Annotated in this window: 24 protein-coding genes and 1 tRNA gene; 11 read left to right on the plus strand and 14 right to left on the minus strand. The window is 70.0% G+C overall.

Annotated features, from left to right (window positions below; genetic code table 11):
* Position 1: 1 nt before the first annotated feature.
* The 4 genes from ABD785_RS24295 (at position 2) to ABD785_RS24310 (ending at position 3,789) form a co-directional block, all read left to right on the plus strand.
* Entirely contained in the window at positions 2–934 is a 933-nt protein-coding gene (locus ABD785_RS24295) for a bifunctional DNA primase/polymerase (protein ID WP_344832773.1), read from the plus strand.
* Positions 931–2,100 carry a DUF3631 domain-containing protein gene (locus tag ABD785_RS24300; RefSeq protein ID WP_344832357.1) on the plus strand — a complete coding sequence of 390 codons (1,170 nt, stop codon included), beginning with the start codon at positions 931–933 and terminating at the stop codon, positions 2,098–2,100. The genes ABD785_RS24295 and ABD785_RS24300 overlap by 4 nt, the downstream gene beginning before the upstream one ends.
* 184 nt (positions 2,101–2,284) lie before the next feature.
* Entirely contained in the window at positions 2,285–2,497 is a 213-nt protein-coding gene (locus ABD785_RS24305) for a helix-turn-helix domain-containing protein (RefSeq protein WP_344832358.1), read from the plus strand.
* Positions 2,497–3,789 carry a tyrosine-type recombinase/integrase gene (locus ABD785_RS24310; protein WP_344832359.1) on the plus strand — a complete coding sequence of 431 codons (1,293 nt, stop codon included), beginning with the start codon at positions 2,497–2,499 and terminating at the stop codon, positions 3,787–3,789. Before ABD785_RS24305 ends, ABD785_RS24310 begins: the two co-directional genes overlap by 1 nt.
* Before the next feature lie 78 nt (positions 3,790–3,867).
* On the opposite strand, the gene ABD785_RS24315 is transcribed toward ABD785_RS24310, so the two are convergent.
* From ABD785_RS24315 to cysS, 4 genes are all read right to left on the minus strand, one after another.
* Positions 3,868–3,941: transfer RNA gene (locus tag ABD785_RS24315), tRNA-Thr, on the minus strand.
* Between the two features lie 111 nt (positions 3,942–4,052).
* Positions 4,053–4,982: a 23S rRNA (guanosine(2251)-2'-O)-methyltransferase RlmB gene (gene rlmB, locus ABD785_RS24320; RefSeq protein WP_344832360.1), complete on the minus strand. Its 930-nt coding sequence runs from the start codon at positions 4,980–4,982 to the stop codon at positions 4,053–4,055.
* A gap of 105 nt (positions 4,983–5,087) precedes the next feature.
* Entirely contained in the window at positions 5,088–5,657 is a 570-nt protein-coding gene (locus tag ABD785_RS24325) for a Clp protease N-terminal domain-containing protein (RefSeq protein WP_425547815.1), read from the minus strand.
* Between the two features lie 58 nt (positions 5,658–5,715).
* Entirely contained in the window at positions 5,716–7,101 is a 1,386-nt protein-coding gene (gene cysS / locus ABD785_RS24330; protein WP_344832362.1) for a cysteine--tRNA ligase, read from the minus strand.
* 123 nt (positions 7,102–7,224) lie between these two features.
* On the opposite strand from cysS, the gene ABD785_RS24335 reads away from it, so the two are divergent.
* Entirely contained in the window at positions 7,225–8,400 is a 1,176-nt protein-coding gene (locus tag ABD785_RS24335) for a hypothetical protein (protein WP_344832364.1), read from the plus strand.
* Here ABD785_RS24335 and ispF read toward each other — a convergent pair.
* Both ispF and ABD785_RS24345 read right to left on the minus strand, forming a co-directional pair.
* Complete coding sequence (gene ispF / locus ABD785_RS24340; protein ID WP_344832776.1) at positions 8,397–8,864, minus strand: 2-C-methyl-D-erythritol 2,4-cyclodiphosphate synthase; 468 nt, start codon at positions 8,862–8,864, stop codon at positions 8,397–8,399. The genes ABD785_RS24335 and ispF overlap by 4 nt on opposite strands.
* 64 nt (positions 8,865–8,928) lie before the next feature.
* Positions 8,929–9,411, minus strand: coding sequence for a CarD family transcriptional regulator (locus tag ABD785_RS24345; protein WP_344832365.1), 483 nt, complete (start codon positions 9,409–9,411; stop codon positions 8,929–8,931).
* 326 nt (positions 9,412–9,737) lie between these two features.
* Between ABD785_RS24345 and ABD785_RS24350 the strand changes: the two genes are divergently transcribed.
* Together ABD785_RS24350 and ABD785_RS24355 are read left to right on the plus strand one after the other, a co-directional pair.
* Complete coding sequence (locus ABD785_RS24350) at positions 9,738–10,475, plus strand: hypothetical protein (RefSeq protein WP_344832367.1); 738 nt, start codon at positions 9,738–9,740, stop codon at positions 10,473–10,475.
* Positions 10,476–10,601: 126 nt separating this feature from the next.
* Positions 10,602–11,258, plus strand: coding sequence for a copper chaperone PCu(A)C domain-containing protein (locus ABD785_RS24355; protein WP_344832369.1), 657 nt, complete (start codon positions 10,602–10,604; stop codon positions 11,256–11,258).
* Between the two features lie 106 nt (positions 11,259–11,364).
* Here ABD785_RS24355 and ABD785_RS24360 read toward each other — a convergent pair whose 3' ends face one another.
* Together ABD785_RS24360 and ABD785_RS24365 are read right to left on the minus strand one after the other, a co-directional pair.
* Complete coding sequence (locus ABD785_RS24360) at positions 11,365–12,036, minus strand: response regulator (protein WP_486303551.1); 672 nt, start codon at positions 12,034–12,036, stop codon at positions 11,365–11,367.
* Positions 12,037–12,041: 5 nt separating this feature from the next.
* Positions 12,042–13,214 (minus strand): sensor histidine kinase, encoded by a 1,173-nt coding sequence (locus tag ABD785_RS24365; protein WP_344832371.1) that lies wholly within the window; start codon positions 13,212–13,214, stop codon positions 12,042–12,044.
* Between the two features lie 184 nt (positions 13,215–13,398).
* Between ABD785_RS24365 and phoU the strand changes: the two genes are divergently transcribed.
* Positions 13,399–14,064: a phosphate signaling complex protein PhoU gene (gene phoU, locus ABD785_RS24370; protein WP_344832372.1), complete on the plus strand. Its 666-nt coding sequence runs from the start codon at positions 13,399–13,401 to the stop codon at positions 14,062–14,064.
* Positions 14,065–14,127: 63 nt separating this feature from the next.
* On the plus strand, positions 14,128–14,628 hold the full coding sequence (locus ABD785_RS24375) for a DinB family protein (protein WP_344832375.1): 501 nt from the start codon (positions 14,128–14,130) through the stop codon (positions 14,626–14,628).
* A 142-nt stretch (positions 14,629–14,770) separates the two neighbouring features.
* Here the strand turns inward: ABD785_RS24375 and ABD785_RS24380 are convergent, their stop codons facing one another.
* The 4 genes from ABD785_RS24380 to mshA all read right to left on the minus strand — a co-directional run bounded on the left by ABD785_RS24380 (position 14,771) and on the right by mshA (position 17,955).
* Positions 14,771–15,256, minus strand: a complete 486-nt coding sequence (locus tag ABD785_RS24380; RefSeq protein ID WP_344832378.1) for a hypothetical protein — start codon at positions 15,254–15,256, stop codon at positions 14,771–14,773.
* 187 nt (positions 15,257–15,443) lie between these two features.
* Complete coding sequence (locus ABD785_RS24385; protein WP_344832381.1) at positions 15,444–16,190, minus strand: phosphoglyceromutase; 747 nt, start codon at positions 16,188–16,190, stop codon at positions 15,444–15,446.
* A 29-nt stretch (positions 16,191–16,219) separates the two neighbouring features.
* Positions 16,220–16,708, minus strand: coding sequence for a type III secretion system chaperone family protein (locus ABD785_RS24390; RefSeq protein WP_344832384.1), 489 nt, complete (start codon positions 16,706–16,708; stop codon positions 16,220–16,222).
* Positions 16,705–17,955, minus strand: a complete 1,251-nt coding sequence (mshA, locus tag ABD785_RS24395) for a D-inositol-3-phosphate glycosyltransferase (RefSeq protein WP_344832387.1) — start codon at positions 17,953–17,955, stop codon at positions 16,705–16,707. Before mshA ends, ABD785_RS24390 begins: the two co-directional genes overlap by 4 nt.
* A gap of 99 nt (positions 17,956–18,054) precedes the next feature.
* Here mshA and ABD785_RS24400 point away from each other — a divergent pair, with 99 nt between their 5' ends.
* Complete coding sequence (locus ABD785_RS24400; RefSeq protein ID WP_344832390.1) at positions 18,055–18,822, plus strand: SDR family NAD(P)-dependent oxidoreductase; 768 nt, start codon at positions 18,055–18,057, stop codon at positions 18,820–18,822.
* A 61-nt stretch (positions 18,823–18,883) separates the two neighbouring features.
* On the plus strand, positions 18,884–19,957 hold the full coding sequence (locus ABD785_RS24405; RefSeq protein ID WP_344832392.1) for a hypothetical protein: 1,074 nt from the start codon (positions 18,884–18,886) through the stop codon (positions 19,955–19,957).
* Here the strand turns inward: ABD785_RS24405 and ABD785_RS24410 are convergent.
* Positions 19,954–20,757: a class I SAM-dependent methyltransferase gene (locus ABD785_RS24410; RefSeq protein ID WP_344832394.1), complete on the minus strand. Its 804-nt coding sequence runs from the start codon at positions 20,755–20,757 to the stop codon at positions 19,954–19,956. The genes ABD785_RS24405 and ABD785_RS24410 overlap by 4 nt on opposite strands.
* Before the next feature lie 44 nt (positions 20,758–20,801).
* On the minus strand, positions 20,802–21,872 hold the full coding sequence (locus ABD785_RS24415) for a hypothetical protein (protein WP_344832397.1): 1,071 nt from the start codon (positions 21,870–21,872) through the stop codon (positions 20,802–20,804).
* Between the last annotated feature and the right edge of the window lie 80 nt (positions 21,873–21,952).

Here is a 21,952-nt window from a genome sequence, read left to right on the forward strand (position 1 = left end):
CATGAACGCCACCCTGCCGTTCGCGCTGGCCGCCGCCCGGCGCGGCTGGCACATCTTCCCGCTCCGCCCCCACCTCAAGACCCCGCTCGCAGGCTTCACTGCCTGGGAGACCCACGCCACCACCGACACCGACCGCATCGCCGCGTTCTGGACGCGCCCGTTCAATGTCGCGATCGCGTGCGGCCCGTCGAAGTTGGTCGTGATCGACCTCGACATGCCCAAGCCCGGCGAGACCCCGCCCGAGGAATGGAACATGCTCGGCGTCAACGAGGGCGCCGACGTCCTGGCCGTCCTCGCCGAACGACGCCGCCAGCCCTACCCGTTCAACACCTTCACCGTCCGGACCCGGCGCGGCGGCACACACCTGTACTTCACCGCCCCGCCCGGTGTGGAGCTCCGCAATACCAACGGGCGCAGCGCCAGCGGGCTGGGCTGGCTCATCGACACCCGAGCAGCAGGCGGCTACGTCGTCGGTCCCGGCTCCCACGTCGACCTGCCCGATGGAGCAGGCGGCTACGAGATCGTCAACGACATCACCCCCGCTCCGCTCCCGGACTGGCTGCGCTGGCGACTGACCGCCGCCCGCCCCCAGCCCCGCCCCTTGAGTGCCCAACCTTCCCCGAGCGTCACCGACCTCGACGGCTACGCACAAGCGGCACTCAACGGAGAGATGCGGCGCGTCGTCGAGGCCCAGATCGGGGGCCGCAACCACGCCCTCAACAAGGCCGCCTACAACCTGGGGCGCCTCGTGGGCTCTGGAGCTCTTCCCGAGCCTGTTGTAAGGGCCGCCCTGACAGAGGCCGTCAGCGTCCATCTCAGCCCCGGCAGGGATGGATTCACCGACACCGAAGCCACCGCAACCATCAACGCCGCCCTGGCGAAGGGGACCGCCCGACCCCGCACCATCACCCGACGCCAGGAGGCCGCCGCGTGAACCCCGAAACCCCCACCCCGCCGACCGGCGCCGAACTCCTCGACGCCCTGCACACCGCCCTCAACACCTACGTGATCCTGCCCAGCGTCGAGGCCGGACACGCCGTCACCCTGTGGATCGCCGCCACCCACGCACAACCCGCATGGCCTCACGCCCCCCGCCTCGTCATCCGAGGACCGGAAAAGCGGTGCGGCAAGTCCCGGCTCCTCGACATCGTCGAAGCCACCTGTCACGACCCCTTCATCACCGTCAACTCCAGCCCGGCCGCCGTCTACCGGTCCATCACCGAAGACCCGCCCACCATGCTCGTAGACGAGGCCGACACCATCTTCGGACCCAAAGCAGACGGCAACGAAGACCTGCGAGGGCTGCTCAACGCTGGCCACCAGCGCAACCGGCCCGCCAAGCGGTACAACGCCGAGACACGAAGCGTCGAGTCCATCCCCACCTTCGCCATGGCCGCGCTCGCCGGTATCGGCGCGATGCCCGACACCATCGAAGACCGCGCAGTCGTGGTCAAGATGCGGCGCCGCAACCGCGCCGAACCCGTCGCGCCCTTCCGGCACCGCCGCGACCGGCCCGCCCTGCGGCAGCTCGCCCAGCAGCTCAACCAGTGGCTCCGCGCCGACCTCGACGCCCTTGAACGCGCAGAGCCCGACATGCCCGTCGAGGACAGGGCCGCCGACACCTGGGAACCCCTCGTGGCTGTCGCCGACCATGCCGGCGGGCGCTGGCCCGCGCGCGCCCGGGCTGCCGTGCTCGCCCTCACCGGTCAGGCCGATGAAGAGCAGATGTCGCCCCGTCTGCGGCTGCTCAACGACTGCCGGACCGTGTTCGGGACGGACACTGCACTACCCAGCGCCGTCCTGCTGGAGCGGCTTAAGGCCGACCCCGAAGCCCCCTGGATGACCTACGGACCGAACGGGCTGACCGCCGCCCGACTCGGCGCGCTGCTGCGCGAGTACGAGATCCGTTCGACCACCGCCCGGTTCAACGGACAACTCCTCAAGGGCTACCTGCGAGCCGACTTCACCGACGCCTGGAGCCGCTACTGCGGCGACCCCAACCCGCCCGTCGACCCCCACCCCGATGCCGAAATCGTCATCCTCGCCAGGGGTACCCGTAACAGCCGTAACAGCCTCGAACCCGCAGCTCAGGGCATGTGAGGCTTCTCCCGCTGTTACGGCTAAGGCGTAACAGCAAAACAAGCCGTAACAGGCTGACCAGGGAAAACGACCCTGTTACGCCTGTTACGGCTACCCCCCTCAGAACCGTCCTGTTCGCGTGTCCGGACAACGCCAACGCGCGTCCGTAGACCACTCCGAACGGGCTCGCCGAAGGGTCGCTCTCATGACCGCCGCCATTGCCGAACTGCCCTTCCCCAAGGCTCTTTACCGCCTCGAAGAGGCCATGGAGATCCTCTCCCTGAGCCGGTCCGTCTTGTACCGCGAGATCCATCGCGGCCGGATCATGACCGTCACGGTCAATCGGTGCCGCCGCATCCCCGCCACCGCCATCACCGAGTACGTCACCCGCCTGATCGAGGAAGCAGAGGCCGCCTGATGACCGCCACCGCCACCGCCGCGCCCGCCGACGAGCCCGAGGAGTCGGGAGGCCGCAAGCGCACCCGCGCGAACGGGGAAGGATCGATCTTCCCGTACAAGGGCAAGTGGGCCGCCGTCGTCTGGGTCACGACCCCGACCGGTGAGCGCCGCCGCAAGTGGGTCTACGGCCGGACTCGTGAGGAGACGCACGACAAGTACGTCCATGCGCTGGCGGCCGCGAAGAACGGCCCCGTCCCGACGACCACGCCGAACGTCGCGCAGTACCTGACACGCTGGCTGGAGGAGTCCATCAAGCCGAACCGTGAGCCGACGACGTGGCGGTACTACGACCTCATGGCAAGGGCCTACGTCACGCCCGGTCTGGGCAAGAAGCGGCTGGCCAAACTGACCGTGCGCGACGTCCAGACCTGGCTCAACGGGCTGCCCGGCAAGTGCCAGTGCTGCGCGCAGAAAAAGGACGAGCAGCGTCTAGCCGAACGCCGCCGCTGCTGCGCGGCTGGGGACTGCTGCGAGGACTACGCCAGCCGGAACACGATCCGCGCAGCACGGGACACCCTGCGGGCCGCCCTCACACATGCCATGGCCGAGGAGCTGATCACACGGAACGTGGCCATGCTCGTCAAGCTGCCGACCGCGCGGAAGCGGACCCGTAAGGGCGAGTCCTGGACCGTCGAGGAGGCCCGCCGCTTCCTGGTCTTCTCCCGTGACTGGAACGATGACCTCTACGCCCTGTGGGTTCTCATCCTGGTCTTGGGCCTGCGCAAGGGGGAGGCGCTGGGACTTCGCTGGACTGACGTCGATTTCGACGAGGGCGCGCTGAACGTCGCGTGGCAGCTTCAACGTGTCGGTGCAGGGCCTCTGCTGCACAAGGAGCGGACCAAGACGGACGGTTCAACGGACACGCTGCCGCTCCCCGAGGTCGTCACGGCGGCCCTACGGATGCGCCAGCGTCAGCAGGACCAAGCCCGCCGCATCGCGGGCAAGGGGTGGCGCAAGTCCGACCTGGTCTTCACCACCCGGACCGGCGGCCCCATCGAACCGAGCAACGTCAACCGGGCGTTCACCGCGCGGTCCCTGCGCGCCAAGGTCAAGCGCATCCGAGTCCACGACACCCGGCACACCTGCGGTTCGCTGCTGGTCGCCCTCGACGTGCACCCCCGTGTGGCGATGCAGATCCTCCGCCACAGCAAGATCTCGATCACGATGGAGATCTACTCCGAGGTCCCTCCCGAGGAGACGCGCAAGGCTCTCAAGCAACTCGGGGATTTCCTCGAAAAGCCCGCCGACTAAGGCCGGTAGCTGTATTTCGCTGCTGTACCCGTTAGCACAAGGCCCCGTTCGAACATCGGACGGGGCCTTTGAGCTGGGAGCCCCGTATCGGATTCGAACCGATGACCTGCTGTTTACAAGACAGCTGCTCTGGCCGGCTGAGCTAACGAGGCTGGTGCGGGACTCACTTTAGCGGGTGGGGGGTGGTGGGTGCATCTGCGTTGTGGGGGACGCGGAACGGCGAAGACCGCAGGGGTCTTCGCCGTTCGTGAGAGGTGGGGTGGTCAGGCGTGGCGTTGGCGGGCGATCTCGTAGAGGGCGATGCCGGCGGCCACGCCTGCGTTGAGGGATTCGGCGTGGCCGAACATCGGGATGTGGGCGAGCATGTCGCAGCTGTCGCCGACCAGGCGGCCGAGGCCGGTGCCCTCGGAGCCGATGACCAGGACGAAGGGGCCGTCGCTGGCGGGGAGTTCGGCGATCGAGGTGCCGCCGTGGGCGTCGAGGCCCGCGACGAAGCAGCCGGCGTCCTGGTAGGCCTTGAGCTGGCGGGTCAGGTTGGTGCACTGGGCGACCGGCATGTTGGCCAGGGTTCCGGCGCTGGTCTTCCAGGCGCCCGCGTTGACGCCGGCGCTGCGGCGTTCGGGGAGCAGGATGCCGGAGGCGCCGAAGGCGGCCGCGCTGCGGACGATCGCGCCGAGGTTGCGGGCGTCGGTGATGCCGTCGAGGGCGACGATCAGCGGGGCGGTGCCCTGCAGGAGGTCGTCGGGGTGGGCGTAGCGGAACGGCTTGACCTGGAGGGCGAGGCCCTGGTGGACGCCGCGGTCGGTCAGCCTGTCGAGTTCCGGCTTGCCCGACTCCAGCAGCGGGATGCCGATGTCGGCGGCGATCTTGATGGCTTCGCGGACGCGCTCGTCGGAGTCGGGCGTGTAGTACAGCGACGTTCCGGGGACGCCCGCGCGCAGCGCCTCCAGCACCGAGTTGCGGCCGTAGACCAGCTCGGGGGCGTCGGGACGGCGGGTGGCCGCGGGCCTGGCCGGACGGCCGTCGGACGCGGCCGGGCGAGACGGGCGCAGCCCCGGCTTACGCGGACCCGTGGTCTTGTTCCCGGTCCTGGCCGTGTTCTTGGCGGAGCGGGCCTTCACGCGCTTGCCGTGCCAGTGGCGATCCTCGGCCTTGGCGGTGACGCTGGGGCCCTTCTTGCCCTTCTTGGTCATGTGGAATGCCCTCCCTGATCATGGGCGGCACTCGCAGTACGCCCCAGAAAACTCCAGCTTCCAGGGTACGGGACGCATCGAGCGCCCCTCCCGCGAAGTCCTTCATCAGGGGTCCGCGCGGTCCTCCAGAGCTGTGAGCCTGATCTCCAAGGCCTCGATCCGCCGCTGCATCTCGTCGAGGACGGATCTGAGCTCCGACGCGCGGACGGGCGGCCTCTTGCGTCCGAGCGGCTCCGGATCCTCGCGTCGCAGGCTCGTGAGGACTTGTTCCCGCAGGGCGTCCTGATCGACGTCGAGCCCGGAGATCACCTGGCTGGCGACGCCGTCGCCCTCCCGGAGCAGGCCGAGCAGGACGTGGCCCGTTCCGATGTGGTCGTCGCCCAGGTCGAGGGCCTCGCGGAGCGAGATCTCCAGCACCTTCTTGGCCCGCGGCGTGAACGGGATGTGCGCGAACGAAGTGGTCTGCCCCATCCCGATGATCTCTTCGACCCGGGCCCGCGCGGCGTCGAGCCCGCATCCCCTCTCGGTGAGGATCCCGGTGATCGGATCCTCGTCGTTCGCGAGCATCCCGAGCAGCATGTGCTCGGTGCCGATGTAGTTGTGGTTGAGCAGCCTGGCCTCTTCCTGGGCCAGCACCACCATCCGCCGGGCACGATCGGTGAAACGTTCGAACATCGGCCGAACCGCCTCATCTCGGGGGAACTCCAAGATTACGTCCGGTTCGGCCCTCACGTTAGGGGCGTTTGACGCTGATTCGCTGGCCGTCGGGGGTGTCCTCGACGCTGACGCCCAGCTCGTTGAGCTTGTCGCGGATGGCGTCGGCGGCGGCGTAGTCCTTGCGGGCGCGGGCCTCGTTGCGCTGGTTCAGGACGACGTCGACGAGGGCCTCGACGATCGGCATGAGATCGCCCTGGTCATCGGACGACCAGTCGAGCGGGTCGACGCCGAGCACCGCCGTCATGGCCCTGACCTCGGCGACGGCCTCGCGGACATCGTCGAGCTTGCGATCGGCCAGCGCGCTGTTGCCCGCCCGGACCCGCTCATGGATCAGGGCGAGCGCCTGGGGCACGCCGAGATCGTCGTTCATGGCGTCGGCGAAGGCGCGCGGCAGCACCGCGGCGGGCTCCACCAGCCCGACGACCTCGACGGCCCGGGTCACGAAGCCCTCGATCCGCTGGAAGGCCGAGGCCGCGTCGGCGAGCGCCCCGCCGGTGTAGTCCATGAGCGACCGGTAGTGCGCCGAGACGAGGTAGTACCGGACCTCGACGGCCCTGACCTGCCGCAGTAGGTCGTCCAGATAGACGACGTTCCCGATCGACTTGCTCATCTTCTCCCCGGCGATGGTGAGCAGGCCGTTGTGCATCCAGTACCGCGCGAACCCGTCGCCCGCCGCCTTGGCCTGGGCGATCTCGTTCTCGTGGTGCGGGAAGATCAGGTCGACGCCGCCGCCGTGGATGTCGAAGGTCTCGCCGAGGTACTTGGTGGCCATCGCGGAGCACTCGAGGTGCCATCCGGGACGTCCGGGGCCCCACGGGGTCTCCCAGGACGGCTCGCCCGGCCTGGCCCCCTTCCACAGCGCGAAGTCGCGGTGGTCGCGCTTGATCCCGTCGGAGTCCTTCGGGTCGCGCATGTTGTCGAGGCTCTGGTTGGACAGCTCGCCGTAGTGCCCGGCCCACGACTTCACGTCGAAGTAGACGTCGTTCCCGACGTTGTAGGCGTGCCCTCCGTCGATCAGCCGCCGCATCAGGACGATCATCTCCGGCACGTGGCCGGTGGCGCGGGGCTCGATCGTGGGGTCGAGGCAGCCGAGCGTCTTGTAGCCCGCGTTGAAGATCCGCTGGTTGGCCTCGGCCACGGCGAACCAGGGCACGCCGGACTTCTCGGCCGTGGCGATGATCTTGTCGTCGACGTCCGTGACGTTCCTGGCGAACATCACGTCGTATCCCGACCGCTTCAGCCAGCGCACCAGCAGGTCGTAGATCACGCCCGAACGGAGGTGCCCGATGTGCGGCGCGGCCTGCGGCGTCGCACCACAGACGTACAGCCCGACCCGGCCCGCCCTGAGCGGCTCGAACTCCCGGACGGCACGTGCACTGGTGTCATATAGGCGCAGGCTCACAAAACAAAGGCTACCGGGATTCGCACGGCGAGCGGTGGGAGCGGGGAGAATGTCCTTCGCCCATGTCCTGTCTTCTCCCCCCGAGGCACCATGACTCCCGCTGAATCCCGGCCCCAACGTTTCGTGGCCCAACGCCTCCTGAGCGGGGTGGCGTTCCTGGGCGTCGCCGCGTTGACGGCGGGGGCGTTCGTCCTGTCCTACGACGACATCCGTGAACTCGCACTGGCGGGAATGGGAGGACGCAGCGATCGCTATGCATGGGTTTATCCCGCCATGTACGACGCCTTGGTGGTGACCGGCCTGCTGGCCGTGTTCGTCGCCAGGAACGCGCACTGGTTCACCCGGGCGGTGCGCTGGGGACTGCTCCTGCTGCTGATCGCCGGTGCCATGACGATCTCGGTGCAGCGTTCGGTCAAGGGCTTCGGCCCGATCGAGGGCGACGGCCTCGACGCGGGCGTCGCCTCGGCCCCCTGGGTGGCGGCGCTGCTGGCGATCTGGCTGTGGATGTCGATGTTCCGGCAGCTCAGGACCGCCGCCCAGGCCCGGACGGCCGCCCGCCGCGGCCGCGGGTCCCGGCGGGCTCCGGCTCATGCCAGGACCGATCCGTCCGAGATGATCCCCGGTTTCCAGGCGGAGATCAGGGAGGAGCAGGAGCCGGCGGAGTTCCGGGTTCCCTACGAGGTCCAGACCTCGCCCGATCCCCTCTTCCCCGAGGGTGCCGCCGTTCCCGCGCCGCGCGCCGAGCCCGTCGCCGAGCCCGTCGCCGAGCCGGAGCCCGTCCGGGAGGAGAAGGGGGGAAGGTCCTGGTTCGGCCGGAAGAAGGCGCAGGATGTGCCGGCCGAGGAGCCCGAAGAGGTGATCGAGCCGGAGCCCGAGCCCGAGGCCTACGAGGAGGAGGAAGGAGAGCGTCCGCCGGACCCGTTCGTCGGTGTCCGGGAGATCCCCCGCCGGCCGGGCGTCGCGCCCGCGATGGACACCGTCGAGGACTTCCCCACGGACGATCTCTACCGCGATCCCCCGCCCCCTCGGCCCATGGACGACCCCGAGCCCGAGCGCGACCCCTACACCGACACCGTCGAGGACGCCCTCCCCCGCCCGCCGATCCTGCTGCCCACGGACGTCAAGCTCGTCGGACGCTCCCAGGACACCCAGCCGGACTTCCCCGCCCCCGGCGACGACCAGGCCGATGACCGGGCCGAGGACCCCGACGCGGGCGACGACTGGGCCGCCTACGCCCCCGAGTGGAACCCCCCGTCCGGCACCCTGCGCAGCGGCCCCGTCCCGCCCGAGGAGACCTAGGAAGCGGGATAGATCAGTGCGGTGGCGATGGCGGCGAGGCCCTCGCCGCGGCCGGTGAGGCCGAGGCCGTCGGTGGTGGTGGCGGAGACGGAGACGGCGGCGCCGTCCAGGGCGGCGCTGAGGGCCTTCTCGGCCTCGGCGCGGCGCTTTCCGATCTTGGGACGGTTGCCGATGACCTGGATCGCGACGTTGCCGATCTCGTAGCCGGCCTCACGCAGGAGCCGATGGGTCTCGGTGAGCAGGACGGCACCCGAGGCCCCGTGCCACTGCGGGCGTCCCGTGCCGAAGACCGCGCCGAGATCGCCCAGCCCCGCGGCCCCCAGAAGGGCGTCACAGGCCGCGTGGGCCGCGACGTCACCGTCGGAGTGACCTTCGATGCCGTCGCCCTCTCCGGGCCATTCGAGGCCCGCGACCCACAGGGGACGCCCGGACGCAAACGGGTGGACGTCGGTACCGACGCCCACCCGGGGATAGCTGTTGTGCATGGTGCTAAAGCTAGACGCTGCGCAAAACGTGCGCGACGCCGTTCTAACCGGCGAGAACCTCGTCGAGCAGGGCCTCAGCCTTGTCCTCGTTGGTCTTCTCAGCGAGCGCGAGCTCGCTGACCAGGATCTGACGAGCTTTGGCGAGCATCCGCTTCTCGCCCGCGCTCAGACCCCTCTCCTTGTCCCGCCGCCAGAGGTCGCGAACGACCTCGGCGACCTTGTTGACGTCGCCGGACGCCAGTTTCTCCAGGTTCGCCTTGTAGCGCCGCGACCAGTTGGTGGGTTCTTCGGTGTAGGGTGCGCGAAGCACCTCGAACACCCTCTCAAGCCCCTCCTGGCCGACCACATCGCGAACACCGACCAGCTCGGCGTTGTCCGCAGGGACGCGTACTGTAAGGTCACCCTTGTCGACCTTCAGCACCAGGTAGGTCTTGTCCTCACCCTTGATGGTGCGAGTCTCGATGGCTTCGATCCGAGCAGCCCCATGGTGGGGGTAGACGACGGTGTCGCCGACCGTGAAAGTCATGTGACAAGTACCCCTTCCGCTAGGTACCAGCCTACCACGCTGTCCCAGGTCAGCGCACCGGCCAACCGTACATATCCGCAGGTCACGCCACCAATTGGGGTCTTGACAAACCCTCAGACTGGTGCAAGTCCAGCCTCTCGCCGCATTGTTCTACCCATGAGCAACAGCCCGGCAACCTCCTCGCAACGTGGGAAAACCGGCCGTCGAGACCCTTTGGAATTTCTTGATACCGGGCCCTCGAACTTGGCGAGTTGCGGACCATACTGGGTACGGGATCTACCTGGAAAGTAAGCTCCCAGGGGCCGCCTTGAAGGCGAGGTGCGGCGTTGAGGCACGACGGAGACGACGACTACGGCCTTCCTCACGTCGAGGTCGTGGTCCCTGACGACGCCCGTGAGCTGGAGGCCGACATCACGGCCTACCGGCGCGAGGAGCGCCGGCGGCTGCAGCGCGTCAGGATGGCGCGGATCCTCGGCCCCCTGACCCGGCACGGGATCGCCGCCCCCCTCATCGCCGGGGCCCTGGTGATCGCGCTCGTCAGCGGCGCGCTGATGACCTTCTTCGGGCCGCGGGTGCCCGCCCCCCAGCCGACCATGTCCCTCACCACTCCCACGCCCGTCCCCGGCGAGGTGGGCGGCGTCCTGCCGGACGTGCGGCTGCGCTGGGACGGAAGGGAGCATCCCGCCGAGGAGATGCGGCCCGCGCTGATCGTGATCGTCCCGAGCGGGTGCGCGTGCTCCGAGGCCCTCGTCGACCTCACCGACCAGGCCTTCAACCAGCCGGTGAAGGTCTTCATGATGGCCGACCGGCGGCGGTCGGGGCTGAGCGTCGCGGACGCGCACAAGGAACTCGCCGCGGTCTCCGGGCCGGCCGGGAAGGCGCACAAGGGCGTCCCGGTGCTGGTCGACGACGTGGTCGAGGCTCCCAAGAGCCGGTTCGCCGAGAAGATCGGCGCCTCGGAGCTCAGCGTCGTGCTGGTCAACGCCGGGGGCAAGATCGTCGATGTGCGGATCGAACTGCGGCGTGTCCCCGATCTCGAGGTCGAACGGGCGCTGAACGCCTGATCGCCGTTCCGCCACCCCGGGACCGAGCACGGCGGTGGTCTCGCTACGATGCGTGCGGGCCAAGACAGGACCACAGACATGTCAAGGCCGGGAATCGTCCGTGTAGTTCGAGGGAGTCTCGCCGCCGTGATCCGCAAAGTTGCTCTGCTGGCCGCCGCCGGTTCGCTTGTCCTGGCCGGGTGCGGCACCGGGGTCGACGCCGGTAGCGCCGAGCCGACCCAGCTCACCGAGGGAGTGAACTTCTCCCAGGGCGGCATCGACGCGCGCAACGTGTTCGTCCTCGGCCCGAAGCCCGGCTCGACCGTGGCCGTCGGCTCCGACGTGCCCGTCTACGGCAGCCTGATCAACAACGCCTCCGACTCCGCCGACGCGCTGACCTCGATCAGCGTCGCCGCCGGCGCCGACGGCCGTCCCCTGGCGACCGCGGGCCTCATCCAGGGCGCCCCGCTGACGCTGCCCGCGCACCAGCTCGTCCAGCTCGCCGGTCCCACCGGGCCTCTGGTGACCCTCAAGGGCGTCACGACGGCCCTGCGCGGCGGCGAGCACATCCGGCTGACCCTGGCGTTCAAGAACGCCAAGACGATCTCCATCAGCGTCCCCGTGGTGCCCGCGCAGGGCTCCTACGCGACCCTCTCGCCCGCCCCGAGCACCGGCCCCGTCCTCCCCACGGCGACCCCGGGCGCGACCGCCACTCCCGGCACGACGGCCACCGCGAAGCCGACCACCACCGCGACCCCCGCGAAGGCCACCCCCACCGCCACGAAGAAGGCCAAGAAGGCCTGACCCCTGCCGGGTGACCACGAAAGCCCCGCGGCCGTCTCCACGACGGCCACGGGGCTTTTCCCGTACTGATCGCTGGGGGCTTGGCACGTGCCAAGCCCCCAGCGGTCTAGGGCTCGAACTTGTAGCCGAGGCCTCTGACGGTGACGATGTAGCGCGGGGTGCTGGGGGCGGGCTCGATCTTGGCCCTGAGCCGCTTGACGTGGACGTCGAGGGTCTTGGTGTCGCCCACGTAGTCGGCGCCCCAGACGCGGTCGATGAGCTGCATGCGGGTCAGGACGCGGCCCGCGTTGCGGAGCAGGACCTCCAGGAGCTCGAACTCCTTGAGCGGAAGCTGGACGGTCGTCCCGCTCACGCTGACGATGTGGCGTTCGACGTCCATCCGGACGGGCCCGGCCTCGAGCGTCGGCGGGGCGATCTCCTCCAGGTCGCCCTGACGGCGCAGGACGGCCCGGATCCGCGCGACGAGCTCCCGCGAGGAGAACGGCTTGGTGACGTAGTCGTCGGCGCCGAGTTCGAGGCCCACGACCTTGTCGACCTCGCTGTCCTTGGCGGTCAGCATGATCACCGGGACGTTGGAGCGCGACCGGAGTTCCCTGCACACCTCGGTCCCCGGCAGTCCGGGGAGCATCAGGTCGAGCAGCACCAGGTCGGCGCCGTTTCGGTCGAAGGTCTCCAGCGCGTCGGGGCCGGTGGCCGCCACGGCGACCTCGAATCCCTCCTTGCGGAGCATGTATGACAGCGCGTCGCTGAACGATTCCTCGTCCTCGACCACGAGCACACGGGTCACTGAACGGCCTCCTGCACGGGGTTCTCTGTTACGCGGGGGTCCTCCGGCAGCAGCGGCAGCCGGAGGGTGAAGGTGGAGCCGGACCCTTCCCGGCTCCAGACGATCACTTCGCCACCGTGTTTGGTGGCGACGTGCTTGACGATGGCGAGCCCGAGACCGGTGCCCCCGGTCTGCCGGGACCGCGCCGGGTCGACCCGGTAGAAGCGCTCGAAGATACGTTCGAGCTCGCGTTCGGGGATGCCGATCCCCTGGTCGGTGACCGACAGCTCGACGAACTCGTCGTCGGACCGCCGGACGCTGATCGCGACCCGGGTGCCCTCCGGGCTGTAGGCGACGGCGTTGTCGACGAGGTTGCGCAGCGCGGTGACCAGCAGCTCCTCGTCGCCCCTGACCCTGATGCCCTCCGTCGGCCCGGCCGCCAGCTCGATGCTGCGCGACTCGGCCCGCATCCGGCAGCGGTCGACCGCGTCGGCCACCACCTCGTCGAGCGCCACGGGACGGTCCCTGGCCAGCGGCTCGTCGCCCTGGACGTGCGAGAGCGTGATCAGGTCCTGGACGAGGCTGGACAGCCGGGCGGCCTCCAGCTGCATCCGTCCGGAGAACCTCCTGACGGCCTCCTCGTCGTCGGCCGCCCCCTCGATCGTCTCGGCGAGCAGGAGCAGCGCGCCGACCGGGGTCTTCAGCTCGTGGGAGACGTTCGCGGCGAAGTCCCGGCGGATCGACTCGACCCGTCGCAGCTCCGTCAGGTCCTCGGCGAGCACGAGCACCAGCCCGTGCGTCCCGAGGGGCGCGACCCTGACCGCGAACCAGCGGCTGTCGTGCCGGTCCTGCCCGACCTGGATCTCCGTCTCGCGGATCTCCCCGTCCCTGCGGACCAGCCGGGCCAGCGCCAGCAGCTCCTCGACGATCAGCCTGTCGCCGCTGACCATGCCGAAGGCCCGCGCCGCGGACGACGCCCTGAGCACCCGGTCCTCACCGTCGACGACGACGGCCGAGGAGGGCAGCACGCTCAGGACCGACGCCACCCCGGGGGGCAGCGCGGCCTGCACCGGCTCCTGGAGGGGCTCCTGCCCCTGGGCCGCTTCACTGAACCGGATGGCGAGGCCCGTCGCGAGCCCGCCGACGAGCCCGACGAGCCCGGCCAGACCGGCGACCAACTCGACATTCACACCACGGATGGTAGGCGGCGCTCCGGGCCTCGTTGCACGACGAGCAGCCCAGATGTCGCCCCGTTCGCCGAATGTTCACCTCTTCCACGACCTCGGTTCATGGCCGTCGAGGATTCTGTGCACTGGACAAGCCCCGACATACACTCTGATACTTAGCGTGATCACCCGAGCACGAGGAAATATTTTGCGTGACGCTTACCATGAGGAACTCGACAGCATCGGATACAAGCTGGTCGAGATGACCCGGCTGGTCCGCTCCGCCATGGCGCGCGCCACCACCGCACTCCTGGACGCGGACGTCCGGCTCGCCGAGGAGGTCATCAGCGGCGACAAGCTGGTCAACAAGCTGGACCTCGAGATCGAGGAGACCGTCTTCGACCTCATGGCCCGGCAGCAGCCCGTCGCCGGGGATCTCCGCACCCTGATCACCAGCCTGCGGATGTCGGCCGACCTGGAGCGGATGGGCGATCTGGCGGCCCATCTGGCCAAGACGGCCCGGCGGCGGCACCCCGAGTCGTGCGTCCCTGCCGAGCTTCAGGCGATCGTCCTGGAGATGGGGCAGATCGCCGAGCGGCTGGTCGCGAAGGCGGGGAGCGTCATCGCCTCGCAGGACGTCGCGATGGGCCTGGAGCTCGAGGGCGACGACGACGCCATGGACCGGCTGCACCGCAAGCTCTTCGACCTCCTCCTGTCGCCCAAGTGGACGCACGGCGTCGAGAAGGCCGTCGACATCACCCTGGCCGGCCGCTACTTCGAGCGTTTCGCCGACCACGCCGTCCATGTCGCCGGAGACGTGGTCTACCTGGTCACGGGCCAGCGCCCCGAGGACATCATCGACGAGATCGCCTAGAACGATCCCGCACCACGGAAGGGACCGCGCGACCACGCGGTCCCTTCCGTGCATGATGAGATCATGGACAAGCGCATCGATCCCCCGCTGACCGGCGACGAACGGGCCGTTCTCACGGGCTTCCTCGACTGGCAGCGCGACACCCTCGCCCTGAAGTGCGCGGGCCTGACCGCCGAGCAGCTACGGGAGAAGGCGGTCCCGCCGTCGAACCTGTCGCTGCTGGGCCTGGTGCGGCATCTGGCCGAGGTCGAGCGGGGCTGGTTCCACAACGTGATCGGCGGCGAGAACGCTCCCCAGCGGTGGCACACCGACGTCTGGGACGACCAGTTCGAGGTCGAGACGGCCGACGTCGAGGCCGCCTTCGAAGCCTGGAACGCCGACTGCGCCCACTCCCGCGAGATCGTCACCGCCGCCCCCTCCCTCGACGTCACCGGCACCAAGGAACGCACCGGCGAGACCTTCTCCCTCCGCTGGATCCTCACCCACATGATCGAGGAATACGCCCGCCACAACGGCCACGCCGACCTCCTCCGCGAACTCCTCGACGGCACCACCGGCGAATAGCCCCACGGCTCGGCCCTCCGCTCCTGAGGTGAACCCACATCACGGCCTCGCCGGAACCCGGGAGCACCACCGAGACCTTCCGGTGGAGGAGATGAACGTGCCAGGCCAGGCGCGTGAGAAGGGCGTACATCGTCGCGGGCGCTCACTCCGCACCCTCACCCGGCCTGCCGATCTCCTCACCCGCCGTCTCGTCGAAGGGGTTCTGCAGGACGCGCGCCGTCTCCGGGTCGGACCAGGCGATCGCGGTGGACTCCCAGGAGCGGCGGGCGCGCGCATATGGGGTCAGGTCGCCGGTGGAGGCACCGGCGATCATGTGGAGGAGCAGCTCTCGGACGGCGGTCCTGCGCTCGTCGGCGGGCAGCCATTCCAGCCACGGAAGATCCTCGGCCAGCGCCTCCTCGGCCAGGGCCACGTTCGCGCGGGCCACGACCCGGAGAGAGCGTGCGGCAGTGAGGAGCTGGGCGAGGGCTTCGCGCAGCTGACCGCGCCCGGCTGTGTAGCGGGCCTCGCTGACCAGGAACACGTTGCTGGCGTCCCGGCGCTCCAGCAGCACGTCCGTGTCGTCCACCTCGTGGAGGACTGTGGTGCGGTCCTTGTCGAGTGCACTGAACGGGTACGCGGTTCTCATACGTGCAATGTACCCCGATAGTGCGGCACTATTGCAACACTCATGGGTGAACGGATCGGCCGTTAAGTTTCGGGGGTGTCGGGGGCGGAGCCCCTGACCTGGGGTCCGGGGGCTTGGCCCCCGATGAGGAAGGCCGGAGCGCAGCGGAGGGCCGCGCCTTTGCGGCGCGGCCCTTGTTTGGGCCTGGTTACTTCTTGCCCTGGTTCTTCACTGCTTCGATGGCGGCCTTGGCGGCGTTGGGGTCGAGGTATTCGCCGCCTCGTTTGCGGGGGACGTAGTCGGCGTCGAGTTCGTACTTGAGGGGGATGCCGGTGGGGATGTTGAGTTCGGAGATCTCGTCGTCGGGGATGCCGTCGAGGTGCTTGACGAGGGCGCGGAGGCTGTTGCCGTGGGCGGCGACCAGGACGGTCTTGCCGGAGGCCAGGTCGGGGACGATCGCGTCGTACCAGTAGGGCAGGAGACGGTCGACGACGTCGGCCAGGCACTCGGTGCGGGGGACCAGTTCGCTGGGCAGGGAGCTGTAGCGCAGGTCGTTGACCTGGGAGAGCGGGTCGTTGTCCGCGATGGGGGGCGGCGGGGTGTCGTAGGAGCGGCGCCAGATCTTGAACTGGGCCTCGCCGAACTCCTCGAGGGTCTGGGCCTTGTTCTTGCCCTGGAGGGCGCCGTAGTGGCGCTCGTTCAGGCGCCACGAGCGCTTCACCGGGAGCCACAGGAGCTCGGCGGCGTCGAGGGCGATGTTCGCGGTGCGGATCGCGCGCTTCATCAGGGACGTGTGGAGGATGTCGGGGGTGAGATCCGCGTCCAGCAGAAGCTCACCGGCCGCGGCGGCCTCGCCCTCTCCCTTGGCGGAAAGGTCCACGTCCACCCAGCCGGTGAAGAGGTTTTCCGCGTTCCAAACAGACTCGCCGTGCCGGAGCAGAACCAAGGTCGCCATGGTCCCGAATCCTACCGAGATCCCCGAGGTCAGCGGTTCTCGGGGGCGGCGAACCTCGCGAACGCCTCGAGGTTCTTCAGGGACTCGCCACGGCTGACCCGCCAGTCCCATTCCTTCTCGATGGACGTGCGGAAGCCCAGCTCAAGGGCACGGTCGAAGTTCTCGTCCGAGTAGGTCAGGACGCAACCGAGGATCCGGTCGACCTCCTCGGCCGTGACGGAGTGCAGCGGCATCTTCCCGACGAGATAGACATCACCCGTCTCGTCCAGAGTGAACGCCATCCCGTACATCCGGCCGTTCTTCTCCAGCAGCCAGCGGTAGAACTGCGCGTGGTTCTCGTCCGGCTGACGGCAGAAGAACGCCTCCACATGGACGCTGTAAGCCCCGACGATCAGCCACGTCATCGTCGCGAGCTTGTGCGTCCCGGGGATCTTCACGAAGAACGCGTCCGGCCGGGGCTCCTCGTAGGTGAGCTCCGACTCCGCCAGGACCGCCTTGATCGTCTCTACCGCGTTCATACGCACACCCTGTTGTAGACGGCGCAGTTGTAGACCTCGAGGAGGCGGTCGACCGTCGAGCTCCAGCCGAAGACGCCCGCGTGCCGTACCGCGCCGGCGCCGTACCGCTCCAGGAGGTGGGGTTCGTGGGCCAGCCGCCCGAGGACGGCGGCGTAGTCGCGGGGATCGTGGCCGTCGATGAGGACGCCGGAGACCCCGTGGCCGACGGCCGTGCGCAGCCCGCCCACCGCGGACGCCACCACCGGGGTGCCGCACGCCTGGGACTCGACGGCGACCAGGCCGAACGACTCGTTGTGCGAGGGGACGACCGTCACGTCGGCCGCGGTGTACCACCGGGCCAGCTCCTCCTGCGGGGCCGGCGGCTCGAAGCGGACGACGTCGGCGATGCCGAGACGGGCCGCCAGCTTCTGGAGCTCCTCGGGACGCTCACGGCCCGACCCCGAGGGGCCGCCGACGATCGCGACGACCAGCCGGGAGCGCAGCGCCGGATCGTGGTCCAGCATCCGCGCGGCCGCCCTGACCAGGATGTCGGGGGCCTTCAGCGGCTGGATGCGTCCGACGAACAGGAGCACGAACGCGCCCGCGGGAAGATCGAGCCGCCGCCGGGCCGCCTGCTTGTCGCCGGGCCGGAACAGCCGCAGGTTGACGCCCGGGACGACCGTCTCGACCCGGCCGGGATCGGCGCCGTACATGTCGACCAGCTCACGGGCCTCGTCGGCGGTGTTGGCGATCAGCTTGTGGGCGTCCGCGACGACCTGCTCCTCGCCCGCGACGCGCAGCACCGGCTCGGGCTTGTCGCCCACGGCCAGGTTGGCGTTCTTGACCTTGGCGAGCGTGTGCATCGAGTGGACGAGCGGCACGCCCCAGCGGTGCGCGGCGACCCAGCCGGGCTGGCCGGACAGCCAGTAATGCGAATGGACGACGTCGTAGTGGCCGGGCTCGTGCGAGGCCTCGACCCGCAGCAGCCCGGACGTGAACGAGCACAGCTCGGCCGGGAGCTCCGACTTGTCGAGCTCCTCGAACGGACCCGCCTGGATGTTGCGCACCATCACGCCCGGTGCCAGCTCGACCTTGGGCGGAAGCGCCCGGGAGGTGGCCCGCGTGAAGATGTCGACCTCGACGCCTCGCTCGGCCAAGCGCTTGGCCGTCTCGACGATGTAGACGTTCATCCCCCCGGCGTCACCCGTACCGGGCTGGTCGAGCGGCGACGTGTGGACGCTGAGCGTCGCGACCCGCTTGATCACCATCACCTCCGCGTTAACTAATGCAACTTACCCATGACGTCCGGATGTTCCCGCACCAGCCCTGCCCCAGGAGCACCCGGACTATCCGGAAAGATGTGAACCATGCGTAAGACAGCAGTGATCACGGGTGCCAGCAGCGGGATCGGGGCGGCGACGGCCCGCAGGCTCGCCCTCGAGGGTTTCAACGTCGTCGTGGCCGCCCGCCGCAGGGACCGACTGGACGAGCTCGTCAAGGAGATCGAGGCCGCCGACCCGGCCGGGCGGACGGGCTTCGTCGAGGCCGTCACCCTGGACGTGACCTCGGAGGAGTCGGTCGAGGCCATGGCCGCCCGGCTCCGCGACGTGCACGTCCTGATCAACAACGCGGGCGGCGCGCAGGGGCTGGAGCCGGTTTCGGGGGCCGTCACCGAGGACTGGCGGGTGATGTACGACACGAACGTGCTCGGGCTCATGCGGGTGACCCGCGCGCTGCTGCCGAAACTGATCGCGAGCGGCTGCGGGCATGTGGTGAACATCACATCACTGGCCGGTCATGTGCCCTACGAGGGCGGGGGCGGTTACGTGGCGGCGAAGCACGCGGCGGTGGCCGTCAACGAGGTGATGCGGCTGGAACTGGTCGCCGAGCCGGTGCGGATCACCGAGGTCGCCCCCGGCATGGTGAAGACCGACGAGTTCTCCCTGGTGCGCTTCCGGGGCGACGCCGAGGCCGCCGAGAAGCCGTACGCCGGGGTGCCGGAGCCGCTGGTCGCCGAGGACGTCGCGGACTGCGTCGCCTGGGCCGTGACCAGGCCGGATCATGTGAACATCGACCGGATCGACGTCCAGCCGCGGGTGCAGGCGGCACCGTTCAAGATCCACCGGGTTCGGTAACTTACGTCCCGGTAGGCACTCCTCTAGGGTGGTGTGCCCCGCCCCCCGAAGGAGCACCGCCATGCGCAAGACCGTCGCCGTCGCCCTCGTGGGCGTCCTGGTCGTCGCCGCCGCCCAGCCCGCGGCCGCCGCTCCGGGCTGGAAGAACGTGAAGAGCAAGGCGTTCAAGCGGGCGGGGGGACTCGTCTCGGTCGCCGCGGTGAACCGCAAGGCGATCTTCGCGATCGGCGAGAAGGGCACCCCGTTCCACTGGAACGGCAAGGCGTGGACGGCCAGGAAGGGCGCGGGCTCGTTCCTGGCGATGGGGATCGCGGCGTCCGGAGCGAAGAAGGCGTGGGCGGTCGGGTTCTCCGGCGCCACGCCCGTCGCGATCGCCTGGAACGGCAGGAAGTGGCGGAAGGTCCGTTACGAGGGCGCGCCGAAGCTGCCGATCCCGATTCCGATCCCCGTCGTGCCGATCGCGGTCGACGCCTCCCCCGACGGCGCCGCCTGGTCGATCGGCGGGCTCAACAACCGCAACGACGGCCCGTCGGTGGTGCGGCGCTGGAACGGCAAGGCGTTCGTGAACGCGACGGTCCCGCTTCCGCCGAGCGCCTCACTCACGGCCGTCTCGGTCCGCAACCGCAAGGACGTCTGGCTGGCCGGCACCTACACCGCCAACGGCACCCAGGTGAAGCCGCTGGTCATGCATCTGACGGGCGGAAGCTGGAAGAACGTCTCCCCGTCCGGCGACTGGGGCGTGATCGGCCAGCCGCACAACATCGTCCAGGACATCGTCGCGACCGGCCCGGCCTCGGCCTGGGCGATCCGCTCCCAGAACGGCGGCGGCCTGCTCCGCCACAAGGGCGGCCGCTGGGCCGAGGCCGGCACCCCCGCGATGATCGCCCCGTACGCGCTGGCCACCGACGGCGGCTCCGGCGCCTGGGCCATCCCGGTGCCGGGCTTCGGCGGTGCCAAGGCCCGCTACCTGCACTGGACCGGCCGGTGGACGGTCGTGAGCGGCCCCTCCCACGGCGCGAACAACGCCCTCATCCGCGACATCGACCATGTCCCCGGCACCAAGATGACCGTCGCCGTGGGCGGCGTCACCGGCAAGGCCGGAAAGCAGTACCCGCTCGTCGAGGTGCACCGCTAAGACGGGTCGAGGGCGCTCCAGGGCAGGGTGACGTCGCCCCGGCGCCAGCGGCGGGGGCCGCCGGCAGGCGGGGTGGTGCGGATCGGCCAGGTGGTCCGGAGGAGGTCCAGGGACGCCAGCCAGCGGTGGCGGGGGCCGAAGACCGACTGGGGGGCCGCCGTCTGCCAGGCGCGGTCCCAGTCCGACAGGAAGGCGTGGACGCGCTCGCCGGGGACGTTGCGGTGGATCAGGGTCTTCGGCAGGCGTTCGGCGAGGGCCGACGGCCGGGGCAGGTGGGCGAGCGACGCCGCGAACGTGATCGTGGCCTCGCGGGTGCGGGGCAGGGTCACCCAGACCTGGCGGCGGCCGATCTCGTCGCAGGTCCCCTCGACCAGGACGCCCCCGGGCGCGAGGCCGCCGGACAGCCGGTCCCACATCTTCCACGCCGTCGGCTCGTCGTACTGCCGCAGGACGTTCGCGGCCCGGACGAGATCCGGCGGCCGCACGGTGTCCAGCTCGAAGCCGCCGCGGGCGAACGACAGCCCCGGATACAGCGCGCGGCGCGGGCCGAGGAAGGCGTTGGCCGTGTCGACCCGCTCCTGGGCGATCTCGAGCCCGACCAGCCGGACGCCCGGATATCTGACGCGCAGCCGCGAGTACAGCTCGACGGCCGTCCCCGGTGAGGCTCCGTAGCCGAGATCGACCACGAGGGGGCCGGCGGGCAGCGGCTGGGTCTCGGTGATCCAGAGGTCCTGGCGGCGCAGCCGGTTGGGGGCGGTGGTCCCCCTGGTCTGCACCCCTTCCGGTCTCCGCGCACGCACCCGACAACGGTATCCGCCGCGCCGGTGCGGCGCGTCAGCGCCTCTCAGCGGTAGATCTCGACGAGCGGGACCTTCCGCTTGTTCAGCGCGAGCCCGCCGACCGAGACGAGGATCCTGGTGCCGGGGACCCGCTCGATGTCGCCAAGCCCCGGCACCCCGGTCCGCCGGGGACCCCACGCGGGCGCGGCCCAGCGGCCCTTGGTCCAGTGCAGGTAGGGCGCGGCCGTCGCCTTGGACGAGCTGTAGGGCAGCAGCCAGACACCGCCCGCCCCGTCGGTCGCGAGCGTCAGCGCGCCGCCCTTGTTCGGCAGCGGCGCCTCGCTGACGCGCTTGCCGTTCCAGCGGACCAGGGTGGTCTCGGTGGAGCCGCGCAGCGCCCACATGCGGCCCGGCGCGTCGATGACGATCTTGTTGATGCCGCGGGCCTTGTCGCTGGTCCCCGCGATCGGGATCTGCCGCCACGCCCTGCCGTTCCAGTGCAGCAGCAGCGAGCCGAACAGGCCGTTGCCGGCCGGCTGGGTGCCGCCGATCCAGACGTCCTTGCGGGAGCCCGCGGCGACGGTGCTGACCACGGCGCCGGGCGGCAGCGGGACGTTCGCCCGCGCCCACCGGCCGTTCTTCCACGTGTGCACGGCGAACCGCCCGTTGAACGGATCGCCCGCCACCGACACGGCCGTCCCGTCGGGGGCGGCCGCCAGGTCGACCGGCAGGCCGGGACCGGGGAACGCCGTCCGCTTCCAGCTCTTGCCGTTGTAGAACAGGGCGATCGAGCTCCGCAGGTCGACACCCGTGATCCAGGCCTTCTTCGGCCCGGCGGCGGCCATCGCGGCGGGCGCGAAGCTCCACGGGTTCTTCACCCGGGTCCACTTCCCGCCCTCGAACCGCCACAGGGCCAGCGCGTACCCGTTGCCCTCGCTGCCCGCGGCCCAGCCGAGCCTGGAGCTGACGAACTCGACCTGGTTGAGCGCCCCGGCCCGCACCGGACGGGCACCGCCGAAGTCCTTCCACCGCGGCTTCGCCTTGGGCTTCTCCACCGCACCCGAGGCACCCGTCACGCCCGCCACCAGCGCCAACACCACGGCGGCGGCACCCACCACCCGACCCCGCGCACGCATAGCAGAACCCCTCGTCGTCGCGCCAACACGCAAGAGGCTATCGACTGCACAAGCGACCAATGAGACGCTCCGCCAACAAT

Source organism: Actinocorallia longicatena (assembly GCF_039534125.1).
Taxonomy (GTDB): domain Bacteria; phylum Actinomycetota; class Actinomycetes; order Streptosporangiales; family Streptosporangiaceae; genus Actinocorallia; species Actinocorallia longicatena.

What these genes read in the sequence shown, in the direction of transcription:
- ABD785_RS24345 (WP_344832365.1), bottom strand. Translation starts at nt 9,411, where the DNA reads ATGACTTTCACGGTCGGCGACACCGTCGTCTACCCCCACCATGGGGCT.
- ABD785_RS24405 (WP_344832392.1), top strand. Translation starts at nt 18,884, where the DNA reads ATGCGCAAGACCGTCGCCGTCGCCCTCGTGGGCGTCCTGGTCGTCGCC.
- ABD785_RS24415 (WP_344832397.1), bottom strand. Translation starts at nt 21,872, where the DNA reads ATGCGTGCGCGGGGTCGGGTGGTGGGTGCCGCCGCCGTGGTGTTGGCG.
- rlmB (WP_344832360.1), bottom strand. Translation starts at nt 4,982, where the DNA reads ATGACCAAGAAGGGCAAGAAGGGCCCCAGCGTCACCGCCAAGGCCGAG.
- mshA (WP_344832387.1), bottom strand. Translation starts at nt 17,955, where the DNA reads ATGGTGATCAAGCGGGTCGCGACGCTCAGCGTCCACACGTCGCCGCTC.
- ABD785_RS24390 (WP_344832384.1), bottom strand. Translation starts at nt 16,708, where the DNA reads ATGAACGCGGTAGAGACGATCAAGGCGGTCCTGGCGGAGTCGGAGCTC.
- ABD785_RS24385 (WP_344832381.1), bottom strand. Translation starts at nt 16,190, where the DNA reads ATGGCGACCTTGGTTCTGCTCCGGCACGGCGAGTCTGTTTGGAACGCG.
- ABD785_RS24305 (WP_344832358.1), top strand. Translation starts at nt 2,285, where the DNA reads ATGACCGCCGCCATTGCCGAACTGCCCTTCCCCAAGGCTCTTTACCGC.
- ABD785_RS24375 (WP_344832375.1), top strand. Translation starts at nt 14,128, where the DNA reads ATGGACAAGCGCATCGATCCCCCGCTGACCGGCGACGAACGGGCCGTT.
- ABD785_RS24310 (WP_344832359.1), top strand. Translation starts at nt 2,497, where the DNA reads ATGACCGCCACCGCCACCGCCGCGCCCGCCGACGAGCCCGAGGAGTCG.
- ABD785_RS24400 (WP_344832390.1), top strand. Translation starts at nt 18,055, where the DNA reads ATGCGTAAGACAGCAGTGATCACGGGTGCCAGCAGCGGGATCGGGGCG.
- ABD785_RS24325 (WP_425547815.1), bottom strand. Translation starts at nt 5,657, where the DNA reads ATGTTCGAACGTTTCACCGATCGTGCCCGGCGGATGGTGGTGCTGGCC.
- ABD785_RS24380 (WP_344832378.1), bottom strand. Translation starts at nt 15,256, where the DNA reads ATGAGAACCGCGTACCCGTTCAGTGCACTCGACAAGGACCGCACCACA.
- ABD785_RS24295 (WP_344832773.1), top strand. Translation starts at nt 2, where the DNA reads ATGAACGCCACCCTGCCGTTCGCGCTGGCCGCCGCCCGGCGCGGCTGG.